11 protein-coding genes are annotated in these 13195 nt (G+C 53.4%); 5 read left to right on the top strand and 6 right to left on the bottom strand.

The window, feature by feature from the left end; all coding sequences use genetic code 11:
• Positions 1–52: 52 nt before the first annotated feature.
• Complete coding sequence (locus BZK40_RS17545; RefSeq protein ID WP_048215133.1) at positions 53–1393, bottom strand: maltoporin; 1341 nt, start codon at positions 1391–1393, stop codon at positions 53–55.
• Positions 1394–1484: 91 nt separating this feature from the next.
• Positions 1485–2594: a maltose/maltodextrin ABC transporter ATP-binding protein MalK gene (malK, locus tag BZK40_RS17540; protein WP_079935023.1), complete on the bottom strand. Its 1110-nt coding sequence runs from the start codon at positions 2592–2594 to the stop codon at positions 1485–1487.
• 360 nt (positions 2595–2954) lie between these two features.
• Between malK and malE the strand changes: the two genes are divergently transcribed.
• The 4 genes from malE (at position 2955) to xylE (ending at position 8525) form a co-directional block, all read left to right on the top strand.
• Positions 2955–4145 (top strand): maltose/maltodextrin ABC transporter substrate-binding protein MalE, encoded by a 1191-nt coding sequence (gene malE / locus BZK40_RS17535; RefSeq protein WP_048215135.1) that lies wholly within the window; start codon positions 2955–2957, stop codon positions 4143–4145.
• Between the two features lie 130 nt (positions 4146–4275).
• Positions 4276–5820: a maltose ABC transporter permease MalF gene (gene malF, locus BZK40_RS17530; protein WP_048215136.1), complete on the top strand. Its 1545-nt coding sequence runs from the start codon at positions 4276–4278 to the stop codon at positions 5818–5820.
• 14 nt (positions 5821–5834) lie between these two features.
• On the top strand, positions 5835–6725 hold the full coding sequence (malG, locus tag BZK40_RS17525; RefSeq protein WP_003826575.1) for a maltose ABC transporter permease MalG: 891 nt from the start codon (positions 5835–5837) through the stop codon (positions 6723–6725).
• 324 nt (positions 6726–7049) lie between these two features.
• Complete coding sequence (xylE, locus tag BZK40_RS17520) at positions 7050–8525, top strand: D-xylose transporter XylE (RefSeq protein ID WP_008786913.1); 1476 nt, start codon at positions 7050–7052, stop codon at positions 8523–8525.
• A gap of 45 nt (positions 8526–8570) precedes the next feature.
• On the opposite strand, the gene psiE is transcribed toward xylE, so the two are convergent.
• Positions 8571–8981 (bottom strand): phosphate-starvation-inducible protein PsiE, encoded by a 411-nt coding sequence (gene psiE, locus BZK40_RS17515; RefSeq protein WP_003031674.1) that lies wholly within the window; start codon positions 8979–8981, stop codon positions 8571–8573.
• A gap of 138 nt (positions 8982–9119) precedes the next feature.
• Here psiE and BZK40_RS17510 point away from each other — a divergent pair, with 138 nt between their 5' ends.
• Positions 9120–9572, top strand: coding sequence for an acyltransferase (locus BZK40_RS17510; protein ID WP_008786912.1), 453 nt, complete (start codon positions 9120–9122; stop codon positions 9570–9572).
• 97 nt (positions 9573–9669) lie between these two features.
• Here BZK40_RS17510 and BZK40_RS17505 read toward each other — a convergent pair whose 3' ends face one another.
• The 3 genes from BZK40_RS17505 to BZK40_RS17495 are packed head-to-tail and all read right to left on the bottom strand — an operon-like array spanning position 9670 to position 13138.
• Positions 9670–11766 carry a YjbH domain-containing protein gene (locus BZK40_RS17505; protein ID WP_048236355.1) on the bottom strand — a complete coding sequence of 699 codons (2097 nt, stop codon included), beginning with the start codon at positions 11764–11766 and terminating at the stop codon, positions 9670–9672.
• Entirely contained in the window at positions 11766–12503 is a 738-nt protein-coding gene (locus BZK40_RS17500; protein ID WP_079935022.1) for a capsule biosynthesis GfcC family protein, read from the bottom strand. Before BZK40_RS17500 ends, BZK40_RS17505 begins: the two co-directional genes overlap by 1 nt.
• Positions 12500–13138, bottom strand: coding sequence for a YjbF family lipoprotein (locus BZK40_RS17495; RefSeq protein ID WP_079935021.1), 639 nt, complete (start codon positions 13136–13138; stop codon positions 12500–12502). Before BZK40_RS17495 ends, BZK40_RS17500 begins: the two co-directional genes overlap by 4 nt.
• Positions 13139–13195: the final 57 nt, after the last annotated feature.

The raw sequence follows: 13195 nt of genomic DNA, 5'->3' as shown, positions 1-13195 counted from the left end.
TCAAGAGGGGCTTGCGCCCCTCTTTCGGTCTTTACGTCAGGTTAGTGCTGAATTACCACCAGATTTCCATCTGAGCACCGAAGGACCACTCATCGCTGTCGCCACGGCTGGTTGTGCTGATACCAGAGTTCGTTGCAGCTGCGTATTTAGATACGTTGTTACCATTTTTGATGTAACCCCACTCTTCATCCCATTTTGCATAGGTTGCGAAGACACGGATTGCCGGACGAGACCAGATGCTGTCGCCAGCCTGCCATTGTTGAGCCAGGGTGATTTTGTACTGGCTGTTGCGATCGCTGGTCTGCTGAGATTTGACGTTGTCGTAGCCGACTTCCAGCAGGGTGCTCATGATTGGCGTCCATTTATACATCGGGCGAATACCGACGGTGTACCATTCGGTCCCCAGGTCGTTATCCATATCGAGGTTCTGGTACATACCGACGTACATCAGGTCCCATTTGTCGCCAAGGGAAATTGCACCGTGGTCAAGCACGCGGAACAGGCTACCGTTGTTATTCACAACATTGTTGGCATAGTTCACGCCATCAATAGTAATGCTAGATGAGCCGTAGGAACCTTGAGACAGGCCTTTGCCCTGAGTGGTCATGGAATCTGTCGCGTACTGAACCACAAACTTGTTGTAGCCCTTCAGCATGCTCTGGGTATGTTCAGCGGTGAACATCCAACCGTCTTTAGATGCGCCGTCTGCCAGGCTGTAGTCGTCGGTGGTGTTAGCACGACCGTAGTCGACGCCCAGCTCCAACATACCATCCGGGTTAGTAGCCATCTGCGCTAAACGAACGTCAAATACATCGTTCGCGGTGTCTTTGGTACGGTCATAGATATTCTGGCTGCTGAACGCGTATGAACCGCCCGCTTCCTGAGAACGGGTTGCTGCCAGAGATAGTTTACCGAAGCCCAGATCGATGTTTTCAATACCAGCACCAGGACCTGAAATATCCCAGTAGTAGAAGTCGATCATGTGGACGTCATGACGCTGATAGAAGCGCTTACCGGCCCAGATAGTGGAGCCTGGCAGCCATTCAATCAGGTTTTTACCCTGCACGTTGGCTTCACGGAAGGCCGGGTCAGTCCCTTCCCAGTCATTTTGCTGTGCAACGGAGTAGGCAACGTTAGTGTCGAAGTAGAAGCTCTTATCGCCCTCTTTCCACACTTCCTGACCTAATTTAATTTCCGCATAGGTTTCACATTCGTTACCAAGACGGTATTTACTTTGTGCACCTGTTGCCTGGAAACATTGTTGTTCACCGCCGCTACCTGTCCAGCCAATGCCGGAACGAGCATAACCATGGAAATCCACAGCCATTGCCTGAACAGACATAATGCCTGCTGCTACAGCAACCGCCAGAGGGAGTTTGCGCAGAGTAATCATCGTTCTATCTCCTGAGATCATTGCTTTTCTTTAAACGCTGCCACCTTCTAAAACTGCGAATGGTTTTGCGTTTCGTTTTTTTATGGGGGCCTTAAACGCCCGGCTCTTGGTGCAACCGACGACATGCAGTGCCATCCTCACGGAACAGATGGCAACGCTCTGGCGGCAGGCCGATAGCGAATGTGGCACCCTCTTCTACCAACACCACGTCGTTCTGGCGGTAAACCAGGTTTTGACGGATGGCGGGGATCTGGATATGAATTTGTGTTTCGTGACCAAGCTGCTCGACCACCTGCACTTCACCTTCGAGGGTGACATCGGCGATATCGCTGGGCAGCAGATGTTCCGGGCGGATACCTAAAGACATGTTGGCGCCAACCTGTACCGCATGGCTGTCTACCGGGAGCCAGACTTGCTGGCGGTTGGGCAGTTCAACCTGCACCTGATCAATCGCCGTTGCGGTAACTTTCACCGGCAGGAAGTTCATTTTTGGCGAACCGATAAAGCCCGCGACAAAGCGGTCAGCCGGGTAGTGATACAGTTCCAGAGGCCTACCAACCTGCGCGACGCGACCGGCATCCAGCACCACAATTTTGTCGGCCAGCGTCATCGCTTCGACCTGATCGTGGGTGACGTAAATCATCGTGCGGCCAAGACGTTTATGCAGGCGGGAGATTTCAATGCGCATCTGCACGCGCAGAGCGGCGTCGAGGTTCGACAGTGGTTCGTCCAGCAGGAATACGCGCGGTTCGGCGACCAGCGTACGGCCAATCGCCACACGCTGACGTTGTCCACCGGAAAGCGCTTTCGGTTTACGCTCCAGCAGGTGTGCCAGTTGCAGAACTTCCGCAACCTGATTCACGCGCTGGTTCATCACCTCTTTTTTCGCTCCGGCCAGTTTGAGGCCGAACGACATGTTCTCCGCGACGGACAAATGGGGATACAACGCGTAGGACTGAAAGACCATGCCCACACCGCGTTCGGCGGGCGGAATGTCGTTCATTCGGGTCTCCCCGATAAACAGGTCGCCACTGGTGATGGTTTCAAGTCCGGCGATCATACGCAGCAAGGTCGACTTACCGCAGCCTGACGGTCCGACAAACACCACGAATTCCCCTTCGTGAATGTCGAGATTGATATCTTTCGATACCACCACGTCACCCCAGGCTTTCGTTACATTTCGTAGCTGTACGCTCGCCATGCCCTTCTCCCTTCGTTACAACCTGTCATCGACAGCAACATTCATGATGGGCTGACTATGCGCGATCCCTTGACTGCGTGAATCCTCCACCCCCCGGCTTTTTTATGGGGGAGGAGGCGGGAGGATGAGAGAGCAGCGTCTGAGACCCGGGCCACCAGCCTCAGAGGAATTTCGTGATGCAGCCTGCAAAAATCGGTGGGTTTTTATGTGCGCCAGTACGCAATACTCACATTTATGTAACACAGATCACATAAAGAGCGGGTGGGGCGTAGGGGTAAGGAGGATGGAAAGAGGTTGTCGTATAAAGAAACTAGTAACCGTTAAGCCACCTCTGCAAAATCACCAAACAGGATGGGAACTATGAAAATCAAAACTGGCGCACGCATCCTCGCATTGTCTGCATTAACGACGATGATGTTTTCCGCCTCGGCTCTCGCCAAGATTGAAGAAGGTAAGCTGGTTATCTGGATTAACGGCGACAAAGGCTATAACGGCCTCGCTGAAGTGGGCAAAAAATTCGAGAAAGACACCGGGATCAAAGTCACTATTGAGCACCCTGACAAACTGGAAGAGAAATTCCCGCAGGTTGCCGCGACTGGCGACGGTCCGGACATCATCTTCTGGGCACATGACCGTTTTGGCGGCTACGCTCAGTCTGGCCTGCTGGCTGAAATCACGCCTGACAAAGCGTTCCAGGACAAGCTCTATCCGTTCACCTGGGATGCCGTACGCTATAACGGCAAACTGATTGCCTACCCGATCGCGGTTGAAGCGCTGTCGCTGATTTACAACAAAGACCTCGTTCCAAATCCACCGAAAACCTGGGAAGAAATTCCTGCACTGGATAAAGAGCTGAAGGCGAAAGGTAAATCCGCGCTGATGTTCAACCTGCAAGAACCGTACTTCACCTGGCCGCTGATTGCCGCCGACGGCGGTTACGCGTTCAAGTTTGAAAACGGCAAGTACGACGTGAAAGATGTTGGCGTGGATAGCGCTGGCGCGAAAGCGGGTCTGACCTTCCTGGTTGATCTGATCAAGAACAAACACATGAACGCGGATACCGATTACTCCATCGCCGAAGCGGCCTTTAACAAAGGCGATACCGCGATGACCATCAACGGTCCGTGGGCGTGGTCCAACATCGATAAGAGCAAAATCAACTACGGCGTCACGCTACTGCCAACCTTCAAAGGCAAAGCGTCTAAACCGTTTGTTGGCGTTCTGAGCGCCGGTATCAACGCCGCCAGCCCGAACAAAGAACTGGCGAAAGAGTTCCTCGAAAACTACCTGCTGACCGATCAAGGTCTGGATGAAGTGAACAAGGACAAACCGCTGGGCGCCGTTGCGCTGAAATCCTTCCAGGATCAGTTAGCGAAAGACCCACGTATCGCCGCCACCATGGATAACGCCCAGAAAGGCGAAATCATGCCGAACATCCCACAGATGTCCGCATTCTGGTATGCCGTTCGTACCGCAGTGATCAACGCAGCCAGCGGCCGTCAGACCGTCGATGCCGCACTGAAGGACGCGCAGGGTCGTATCACCAAGTAATGCAGTTGTGAACGTGCCGGATGGCGGCATAAATGCCTTATCCGGCCTACAGGGTATGTAGGCCTGATAAGCGCAGCGCCATCAGGCACGCTGACCAACAGGTTTTCATTGTTGTTGAGGATTGAACCCCATGGATGTCATTAAAAAGAAACACTGGTGGCAAAGCGACACGCTGAAATGGTCAGTGATGGGTCTGCTTGGGCTGCTGGTCGGTTACCTTGTTGTTTTGATGTACGCTCAGGGGGAGTACCTGTTTGCCATCATGACGCTGATTTTAAGCTCTGCTGGCCTGTATATTTTCGCTAACCGTAAAGCCTATGCCTGGCGCTATGTTTACCCGGGCGTTGCCGGTATGGGGCTGTTTGTCCTGTTTCCGCTGGTTTGTACGATCGCCATTGCTTTTACCAACTACAGCAGTACCAACCAGCTGACATTTGAACGTGCTCAGGAAGTCCTGATGGATCGTTCGTACCAGGCTGGCAAAACCTACAACTTTGGCCTGTATCCGGCGGGTGATGAGTGGCAACTGGCCCTCACCGACGGTGAAACCGGCAAGAATTACCTTTCTGACGCCTTTAAATTTGGCGGCGAGCAGAAACTGCAACTGAAAGAAGCCGAGGCGCTACCGGCAGGCGAACGTGCAACGCTGCGTATCATCACGCAGAATCGCCAGGCGCTTACCCAATTGACCGCCATCCTGCCGGATGAAAGCAAAGTTACCATGAGTTCGCTGCGCCAGTTTTCCGGCACGCAGCCACTTTATACACTCACTGAAGACGGCACTCTCACCAACAGCCAGAGCGGCGTAAAATACCGCGCCAACAACGATATTGGTTATTATCAGGCGATTAACGCTGACGGTAGCTGGGGTAGCGAAAAACTCAGCCCGGGCTACACCGTTGCCATCGGCTGGGATAACTTCACCCGCGTGTTTACCGACGAAGGCATCCAGAAACCATTCTTCGCCATCTTCGTCTGGACGGTGGTCTTCTCGGTACTGACCGTTATTTTGACCGTTGCCGTGGGCATGGTGCTGGCCTGTCTCGTACAGTGGGAGTCTCTCAAAGGCAAAGCGATTTACCGCGTCCTGCTGATTCTTCCGTATGCCGTACCGTCGTTTATCTCGATTCTGATTTTCAAGGGCTTATTCAACCAGAGCTTTGGTGAAATCAACATGATGCTGAGCGCGCTGTTTGGCATCAAACCGGCCTGGTTCAGCGACCCAACCACCGCGCGTTCGATGATTATTATCGTCAACACCTGGCTCGGTTATCCATACATGATGATCCTGTGCATGGGTCTGCTGAAAGCGATTCCTGACGACCTATATGAAGCCTCGGCGATGGATGGCGCAGGTCCGTTCCAGAACTTCTTTAAGATTACGCTACCGCTGCTGATTAAGCCGCTGACGCCGCTGATGATCGCCAGCTTCGCCTTTAACTTTAACAACTTCGTGCTGATTCAGCTGTTGACCAACGGTGGTCCGGACCGTCTTGGTACCACCACACCAGCCGGTTATACCGACCTGCTCGTGAGCTACACCTACCGTATCGCCTTTGAAGGCGGCGGTGGTCAGGACTTCGGTCTGGCGGCGGCGATTGCCACGCTGATCTTCCTGCTGGTTGGTGCGCTGGCGATTGTGAACCTGAAAGCCACACGTATGAAGTTTGATTAAGGGAGATAACGACAATGGCTATGGTCCAACCGAAATCACAAAAGTTACGTTTATTCGCAACGCACTTAGGGCTGCTGATTTTTATCGCGGCGATCATGTTCCCGCTGCTGATGGTTATCGCTATCTCGCTGCGCGAAGGTAACTTTGCCACCGGCAGCCTGATCCCGGAAAACATCTCCTGGGAACACTGGAAACTGGCGCTGGGCTTTAGCGTTGAACACGCGGATGGCCGCGTGACGCCACCGCCGTTCCCGGTACTGTTATGGCTGTGGAACTCGGTGAAAGTGGCCAGCATTACCGCGATCGGTATCGTGACGCTTTCCACTACCTGTGCTTACGCCTTTGCTCGTATGCGTTTCCCGGGCAAAGCAACCCTGCTGAAAGGGATGCTGATTTTCCAGATGTTCCCGGCGGTGCTGTCTCTGGTCGCGTTGTATGCTTTGTTTGATCGCCTGGGCCAGTACATTCCGTTTATCGGCCTGAACACGCACGGCGGCGTGATCTTCGCCTACCTCGGCGGTATTGCGCTGCATGTATGGACGATTAAGGGCTATTTCGAAACTATCGACGGCTCACTGGAAGAAGCGGCCGCGCTGGATGGCGCTACGCCGTGGCAGGCATTCCGCCTGGTGCTGCTGCCGCTTTCCGTTCCGATTCTGGCGGTCGTGTTTATTCTGTCTTTCATTGCCGCTATTACCGAAGTACCGGTCGCGTCACTGCTGCTGCGTGATGTGAACAGCTATACCCTTGCGGTAGGTATGCAGCAGTACCTCAACCCACAGAACTATTTGTGGGGCGACTTTGCCGCCGCGGCTGTACTTTCAGCCATTCCGATCACTCTGGTGTTCTTGCTGGCGCAGCGCTGGCTAGTCAACGGTCTGACCGCGGGTGGTGTGAAAGGTTAAGTTTTACCGAAGTACCTGCCCGGCAACGGGCAATGCCACTGCAACCCTCAACTTATGTTATCCCAACCTGTGACTGTTATTCGGCGCTCTACGGAGCGCCCTTTTTTTATGTTATTTTGCATCACTGTTACGATTATTTCCTTTCGTGCTCTCCATCACTGCAATTCTATTTCCTGTCTGAATATAGATAAATTAAACAGAATTAAGATCACAGAAAAGACAAAACGTAATTGCAATGTAAAAAATGATAATTGTCTTCCCTGCCTGTTAAATTCACCATCACGACACTGATCAAAAGAGCTGTATCCTCTAAGGCAGGTCTGAATGAACTCTCAATATAATTCCAGTTATATTTTTTCGATTACATTAGTGGCAACGTTAGGAGGGCTATTATTCGGCTACGACACTGCGGTCATATCCGGTACGGTAGAATCCCTGAATACCGTGTTTGTCGCGCCACAACATTTAAGTGAATCCGCCGCCAACTCGCTGTTGGGCTTTTGCGTCGCCAGTGCGTTGATAGGCTGCATCATCGGCGGTGCACTGGGCGGCTATTGCAGTAACCGGTTTGGCCGCCGGGACTCGCTGAAAATCGCGGCTCTGCTGTTCTTTATTTCCGGTATTGGTTCCGCCTGGCCAGAATTAGGTTTTACAACTATTAATCCAGATAACGCCGTACCTGTTTATTTGGCCGGATACGTTCCCGAATTTGTTATTTATCGTATCATTGGTGGTATTGGCGTAGGTTTAGCCTCAATGCTCTCACCAATGTATATTGCTGAACTGGCACCCGCACATATTCGTGGAAAATTGGTGTCATTTAACCAATTCGCCATTATTTTTGGTCAACTGTTGGTGTATTGCGTTAACTATTTTATCGCCCGTTCTGGCGACGCTAACTGGTTGAATACCGATGGCTGGCGCTATATGTTTGCGTCCGAAAGTATTCCCGCCCTGCTGTTTTTACTGCTGCTGTACACCGTGCCAGAAAGCCCGCGCTGGCTAATGGCGCGTGGCAGACACGAGCAGGCGGAAGGTATTCTGCGCAAAATTATGGGCAGCACCCTCGCCACCCAGGCCATGCAGGAGATCAATCAGTCTCTGGACCATGGTCGTAAAACCGGTGGTCGCCTGCTGATGTTTGGCGCAGGCGTTATCGTCATCGGCGTAATGCTGTCTATCTTCCAGCAATTCGTCGGTATTAACGTCGTGCTCTACTACGCCCCGGAGGTGTTTAAAACGCTGGGAGCCAGCACCGATGTGGCGCTGTTACAGACCATCATTGTTGGCGTGATCAACCTGAGCTTTACCGTGCTGGCGATTATGACGGTGGATAAATTTGGTCGCAAACCGCTGCAGATTATTGGCGCTCTGGGCATGGCCATCGGTATGTTCAGCCTCGGTACCGCGTTTTATACCCAAGCTTCCGGGCTGGTTGCTCTGCTGTCGATGCTGTTTTACGTCGCCGCATTCGCCATGTCCTGGGGACCGGTTTGCTGGGTGCTGCTGGCAGAAATCTTCCCCAATGCGATTCGCGGCAAAGCGCTCGCCATTGCGGTGGCCGCACAATGGCTGGCGAACTATTTCGTCTCCTGGACCTTCCCGATGATGGACAAAAATTCGTGGCTGGTTTCCCATTTCCACAACGGTTTCTCCTACTGGATTTACGGTTGTATGGGTATTCTGGCGGCGCTGTTTATGTGGAAGTTTGTACCGGAAACCAAAGGCAAAACGCTGGAAGAACTTGAAGAACTGTGGGAACCCGCCGCAGAGAAAACCCAGCCTGCCTCTGCGCAGTAATCCTGACCTGCAACACGCCGCAGCCCGATTGCGGCGTGTTGTCTGTTACTCTCGCTTCAGCCGTTTTGAATTACACAGCCACAAGGTGATCACCAGCAGCAGGATCGCCGCGGAATAGATCAGCACATCCATCGGTGCTTTATGATCGACAATGATCAACCGCACAATCGCGGTGATCCCGATATAGACAAAATAGCGCAACGGAAAGTGAAACCCCGACTGAAAGTACTTCACAATCAGCGCGATAAATTCAAAATAGAGGAAGTAAACCACCAGCCCTTCCACCAGCTCATACTTGCTGGTTTGTTCCGGCGCGAACAGCACATCCGCCAGATGCAGCGTTTCTTTCCCGAGGAATACAACCAGGATCAGGCCCAAACTCAGCAGTCCCAGATTCAACACGGTCTGTAAGATGGTGGAGATAAACTCCACGCGCGGACGAGATAGCGACGTCATAACAGCACCTCTTACTCAGTGGCGAGGTTCCTGTATAACGCAAAAATGTGACAGAGATCTACATTTTTTGTTTATGTTTTGTGCAAGAAAGGTCAGCGGGGAATGATGAATGTCACGACACATTTCACAGGATGAAGTATGCAGCTAAGACAATCCGCTGTCCGCAACGTTACCTGCGGTGAGAACGTGGTGATTTATGAACCCGCAAATCTCTACAATTGCACATTGGGTGACAACGTTTTTGTCGGGCCATTTGTTGAAATCCAGGGTAATACGCAAATTGGCGCAGACAGCAAAATTCAGTCGCACACTTTCATCTGCGAATATGTCACCCTGGGCGCCCGCTGTTTTATCGGTCATGGCGTGATGTTCGCCAACGATATGTTTCGCGAAGGAAAACCCAACGCCGACCGCAACAGTTGGGGAAGAATTTCGATTGGCAACGATGTCTCAATCGGCAGTGGAGCGACCATTCTGGCGGTCACCATCTGCGATGGCGCGGTCATCGGTGCGGGGAGCGTGGTGACCAAATCGATCACCGAGAAAGGCGTGTATGCAGGAAACCCGGCAAAATTATTGCGTCGCCTGTAACTTGCCTGCTGACGGCGCAAATGCCTTATCCGGCCTTCAGTACAGGCAGTTTGTAGGCCGGATAAGCGTAGCGCCATCCGGCTGGCAAACGGCTCGATTACCGGAAGTTCTCACTTCTGTCGCTGGTCATGTCGTACAGACCAAACTTACGTCCAAGCTGCTGGCCGCCATCACGCGTTAACGGCGTCCAGCCAATCGCCGCACGGCTGCGGGTCGGGCCTGACGAGAACAGATCCAGCGGCACGGATACGTACACCCCTTTGGTAAAATCACCCTCTCCGTACTCATCCGGCGAGGCGTCGGTGATGGTCGCATAGCCGCCTACCACAACGCCACTGTCAAAGCGCTTCGCCACTTCCAGCGTTCCGCCCTTATCTCCCGCCAGATACTGACCCACGCTGGCTTTCACCAGTACATCCTGAGCGAATGACGGATTCCAGTACGCCGTCAAATGCCCGGTCTTCACGCTGTAGTCGGTGAATTTCATCATGTCCTGCGCGCTACGCCAGTCACGCTGTTTCACGTAGTTGGCATCAACACCAAACGCCCAGTTGCTGTCCAGCGGACGATACAGCACTTCTGCCCCCGCTCCGCCGTACATGGTTTCCAGATAGCCAGCGTAAACCTGTCCGTAGAACCCGTTTCCGAGTGACTGGAAGTAGTTGGCCTGTAGGTTATTCACGTAGACATCGTTTTGCACATACTCGCGCACATGGGTACGCACTCGTGGCAAATGCGAATCCTGCGGCGGGTTGGTGTAGTTAAATTTGTCATAGTTATTGGCGAGGTTGGCGAACAAACTCCCGGTGGTCAGCAGGTGATCGGTAACCCACCAATCCGCCGTTCCCATCACGCCCAACTGATACATATAGAAGTTTTCCGGGCCGCCCACCGACTGGTTAAGCACCGGATCGATGTGGAAATCGAAGCGTGACTTATCGATATACCAGCCCTGCTCGGTCGTTTTCGGCACCACGGGCTCAACGCGTTTTTGCGCCAGCTGGGTTTCATGGCCCAACGGTTCGCCTTCCAGATGACGCTTGAGGCTGGAAACCTCCGTTTCGGTCGTCACCTGCGGCAAGTTAAGACGATTTTCCGTAATACGGATCGTGCGGATCCCATCGGGAAGATCGTTCATCACGATCCGGTTGGCACGTTCGATCCCTTCGCGCGAATCACGGTATTTCACCTGTTCACCGGTCACATACAGCGTATCGCCCTGCACCTGAATTTTAGGATCGGCCAGTCCGGCGTTATATTTCAGCAGCGTTAGCTGATTCGCCACCACCGAGTGTTGCAGGATGGCATCCTGCGGCTGTGGCTGATATTTCGGGCGGGCGTTGTCGTTATAGTTTGGCCGCAGATCGTTGAAGTTTGTCCGCAGCGTGACCCCAAACATAAAGGTGTTCCCGCGCTCATAGCTGAGGTTAACGTCGGCCCAATCGGTGACGCGATAAATAGCGCCGACGTTAAACTTGCTCTTCTGATCCAGCTTGCCCGCAAAATCCTGCTGGTAATTGTTTCCCTCATACTCCAGTTTCAGACGCAACGGCTGCCAGGGCGTCTGATACTCGACGCCGCCAAACAGCGATGCCGGGCCGTGGAACATCTGGCTGCCGTCAATAGAACCGGCCTGCTTGTAACTGTTATCGCGATAGCAGAATTTATCGCTGTATGAGCAAAACGGATTGCTGACGTTACCGCTGGTCCCGAGATATCCCCAGCCCAGGCCAAGCGAGAAATCAAACGGCCCCCAGGCTTTATTCGCCACAATATACTCCGCATCGAACAAGCCAGTTCCGCCAATATCTCGCGCGCCAACCGCCACCTGCGGCATCCAGTAGCTCTCTTCCCATAGCCGTAGTTTGAGATCAAAAGCTTTATCCTTGTAAGTCTGATCGCCAGAAAACGACTCCACGCTACTGTATTTTTTGGTACGCACATCGGTATAACGTAGCGTGGTTTCCAGCCACGGGAAGAGCTGCACCGACGCAGAGTAGTAGCGGTACTGATCGTTATCGCGGTAATTGAGGCTCATTTCGCCCTCGCGCGCCATGCGTGCGGTTGGGGTTTGCAGCAGCCCCACGCCGCCAAAATCGGACTGCGAAGGTCCAATGGGCGCGGGCCAGGTTTCACCGTGGCAGGCAACGCTTACGCCCAGCGCCAGTAAGCTGAGCAGGTAAGTTTTTCTCATTATTCGGGTATCCGCTGGGTCAGGGTGCGAAGAATGTCGGCATTAATTTCATCCGGGGTGCTGCTCCAGACAGCATCAGAGAGTCCGACATAAATGATGCTGCCGGGCATCGGCTCAACGTGACGTTTGTTCCAGTAAGCGACCGGTACTTTTTGCGTGCGCCCGTCAGGATAGATAACCCAGGCGAAGCTACGATCCGCGCCGCTGAGCCGACTTTGCCCATCGAGATAACTGGCAACATCACGCCCGGGCATAAACGGTTGTTTACCCGGATGGCTTAGCAGGCCAAACAGCGTGATATGCGTTGGCTGCGCTCCGACCCACAGCGTGTAATTGCCCTGCAACGGCGGGTTACCTCGCTCGCTGACGCGCACCACATCCGGGTCAAGGTTAATTTTCTGTCTGCCGGTCACCTTCAGCGCCTGAATTTGCTGGCGTAAGGTGTTGATAGCCTCGGCATCGTCACCGCTTTCTTCAGCGCCCAGTGTCGCCAGGCGAGCCAGTAATGCCTGCTGCTGACGTCCCGCCTCCATCGTTGCCCGCTCTTCGCTGATAACCGCGCCTGGCCACCAGCTATTGCTCAACCGCGGCTGTCCAACCAGGTCGAGCAGATGTTCGGCCCCGGTCAGCGTTTTTGGCTCTTCGCTGGCGGAGGTAAAGACCTTAACGCTGCCCGCAGCAAAAACAGACGCTGCGCTCAGGCTCAACAGCAGCACCATAACGGCTCGTTTGATCATGATTTTGCCGCCTTAATCAGCGTGGTTTTCACCGGGAAGTAATGCGCGCCAAGATACTGTTCCGACTGGCGAATCTGCCCTTCACTGTCTATCCAGTAGCGGTTATGCCAGCGCGTTTGATCGGTCGTTACCTCTTCATCAAGGATGCGTACCGGCGTTTCATCGCTACCGACCTTAATGCTGTCGGTGCCATCCCATTTGAAAACCGAGCGCGCGGTGGCATAGCGTACCTGCTGATGTTCAGTCCAGCCCATTGTGCGGGTCCACGTTGCGCCATCGACTATCTGATTGGGTTTGATGAGTGGGTCTGCCGCCAGATTATTCACCTCAATTAGGTTGTCCCCGCCGAGATGCGTTTTCACAATGCGCCCATGCTGCATGACGAGAATAGCCCGATCCTGAGTCACCCATTTCTGCTGTCCGTTTTCCGCAAACGCGAGTACCACAAACAACTGGGGACCGCCATTTAGCTGCATATACTGGCTGGCGTAGGGCATATTTTGGATTTCATCGTCCGTCATCTGTACGCCGGGAGTACCAAACACGCTATCCCACAGCGAATGCCCCAACCCTTCGGTGGTGGCTGAGCACGCCTGCAGTAACAGGCAAACCATTATGAGCGCTGGTCGCTTCACGACGTTTCTCCGCATTATTGCCGGGTGGCGCGACGCTTATCCGGCCTACAAATCCCA

The sequence above is a fragment of the Citrobacter portucalensis genome (assembly GCF_002042885.1).
Taxonomy (GTDB): Bacteria; Pseudomonadota; Gammaproteobacteria; order Enterobacterales; family Enterobacteriaceae; genus Citrobacter; species Citrobacter portucalensis.
Note: the sequence above shows the minus strand (reverse complement) of the source record. Positions and strands in the feature narration are given on the sequence as shown.

Coding starts and splice junctions, on each gene's coding strand:
- BZK40_RS17545 (WP_048215133.1), bottom strand. CDS start 1,393: ATGATTACTCTGCGCAAACTCCCTCTGGCGGTTGCTGTAGCAGCAGGC.
- malK (WP_079935023.1), bottom strand. CDS start 2,594: ATGGCGAGCGTACAGCTACGAAATGTAACGAAAGCCTGGGGTGACGTG.
- malE (WP_048215135.1), top strand. CDS start 2,955: ATGAAAATCAAAACTGGCGCACGCATCCTCGCATTGTCTGCATTAACG.
- malF (WP_048215136.1), top strand. CDS start 4,276: ATGGATGTCATTAAAAAGAAACACTGGTGGCAAAGCGACACGCTGAAA.
- malG (WP_003826575.1), top strand. CDS start 5,835: ATGGCTATGGTCCAACCGAAATCACAAAAGTTACGTTTATTCGCAACG.
- xylE (WP_008786913.1), top strand. CDS start 7,050: ATGAACTCTCAATATAATTCCAGTTATATTTTTTCGATTACATTAGTG.
- psiE (WP_003031674.1), bottom strand. CDS start 8,981: ATGACGTCGCTATCTCGTCCGCGCGTGGAGTTTATCTCCACCATCTTA.
- BZK40_RS17510 (WP_008786912.1), top strand. CDS start 9,120: ATGCAGCTAAGACAATCCGCTGTCCGCAACGTTACCTGCGGTGAGAAC.
- BZK40_RS17505 (WP_048236355.1), bottom strand. CDS start 11,766: ATGAGAAAAACTTACCTGCTCAGCTTACTGGCGCTGGGCGTAAGCGTT.
- BZK40_RS17500 (WP_079935022.1), bottom strand. CDS start 12,503: ATGATCAAACGAGCCGTTATGGTGCTGCTGTTGAGCCTGAGCGCAGCG.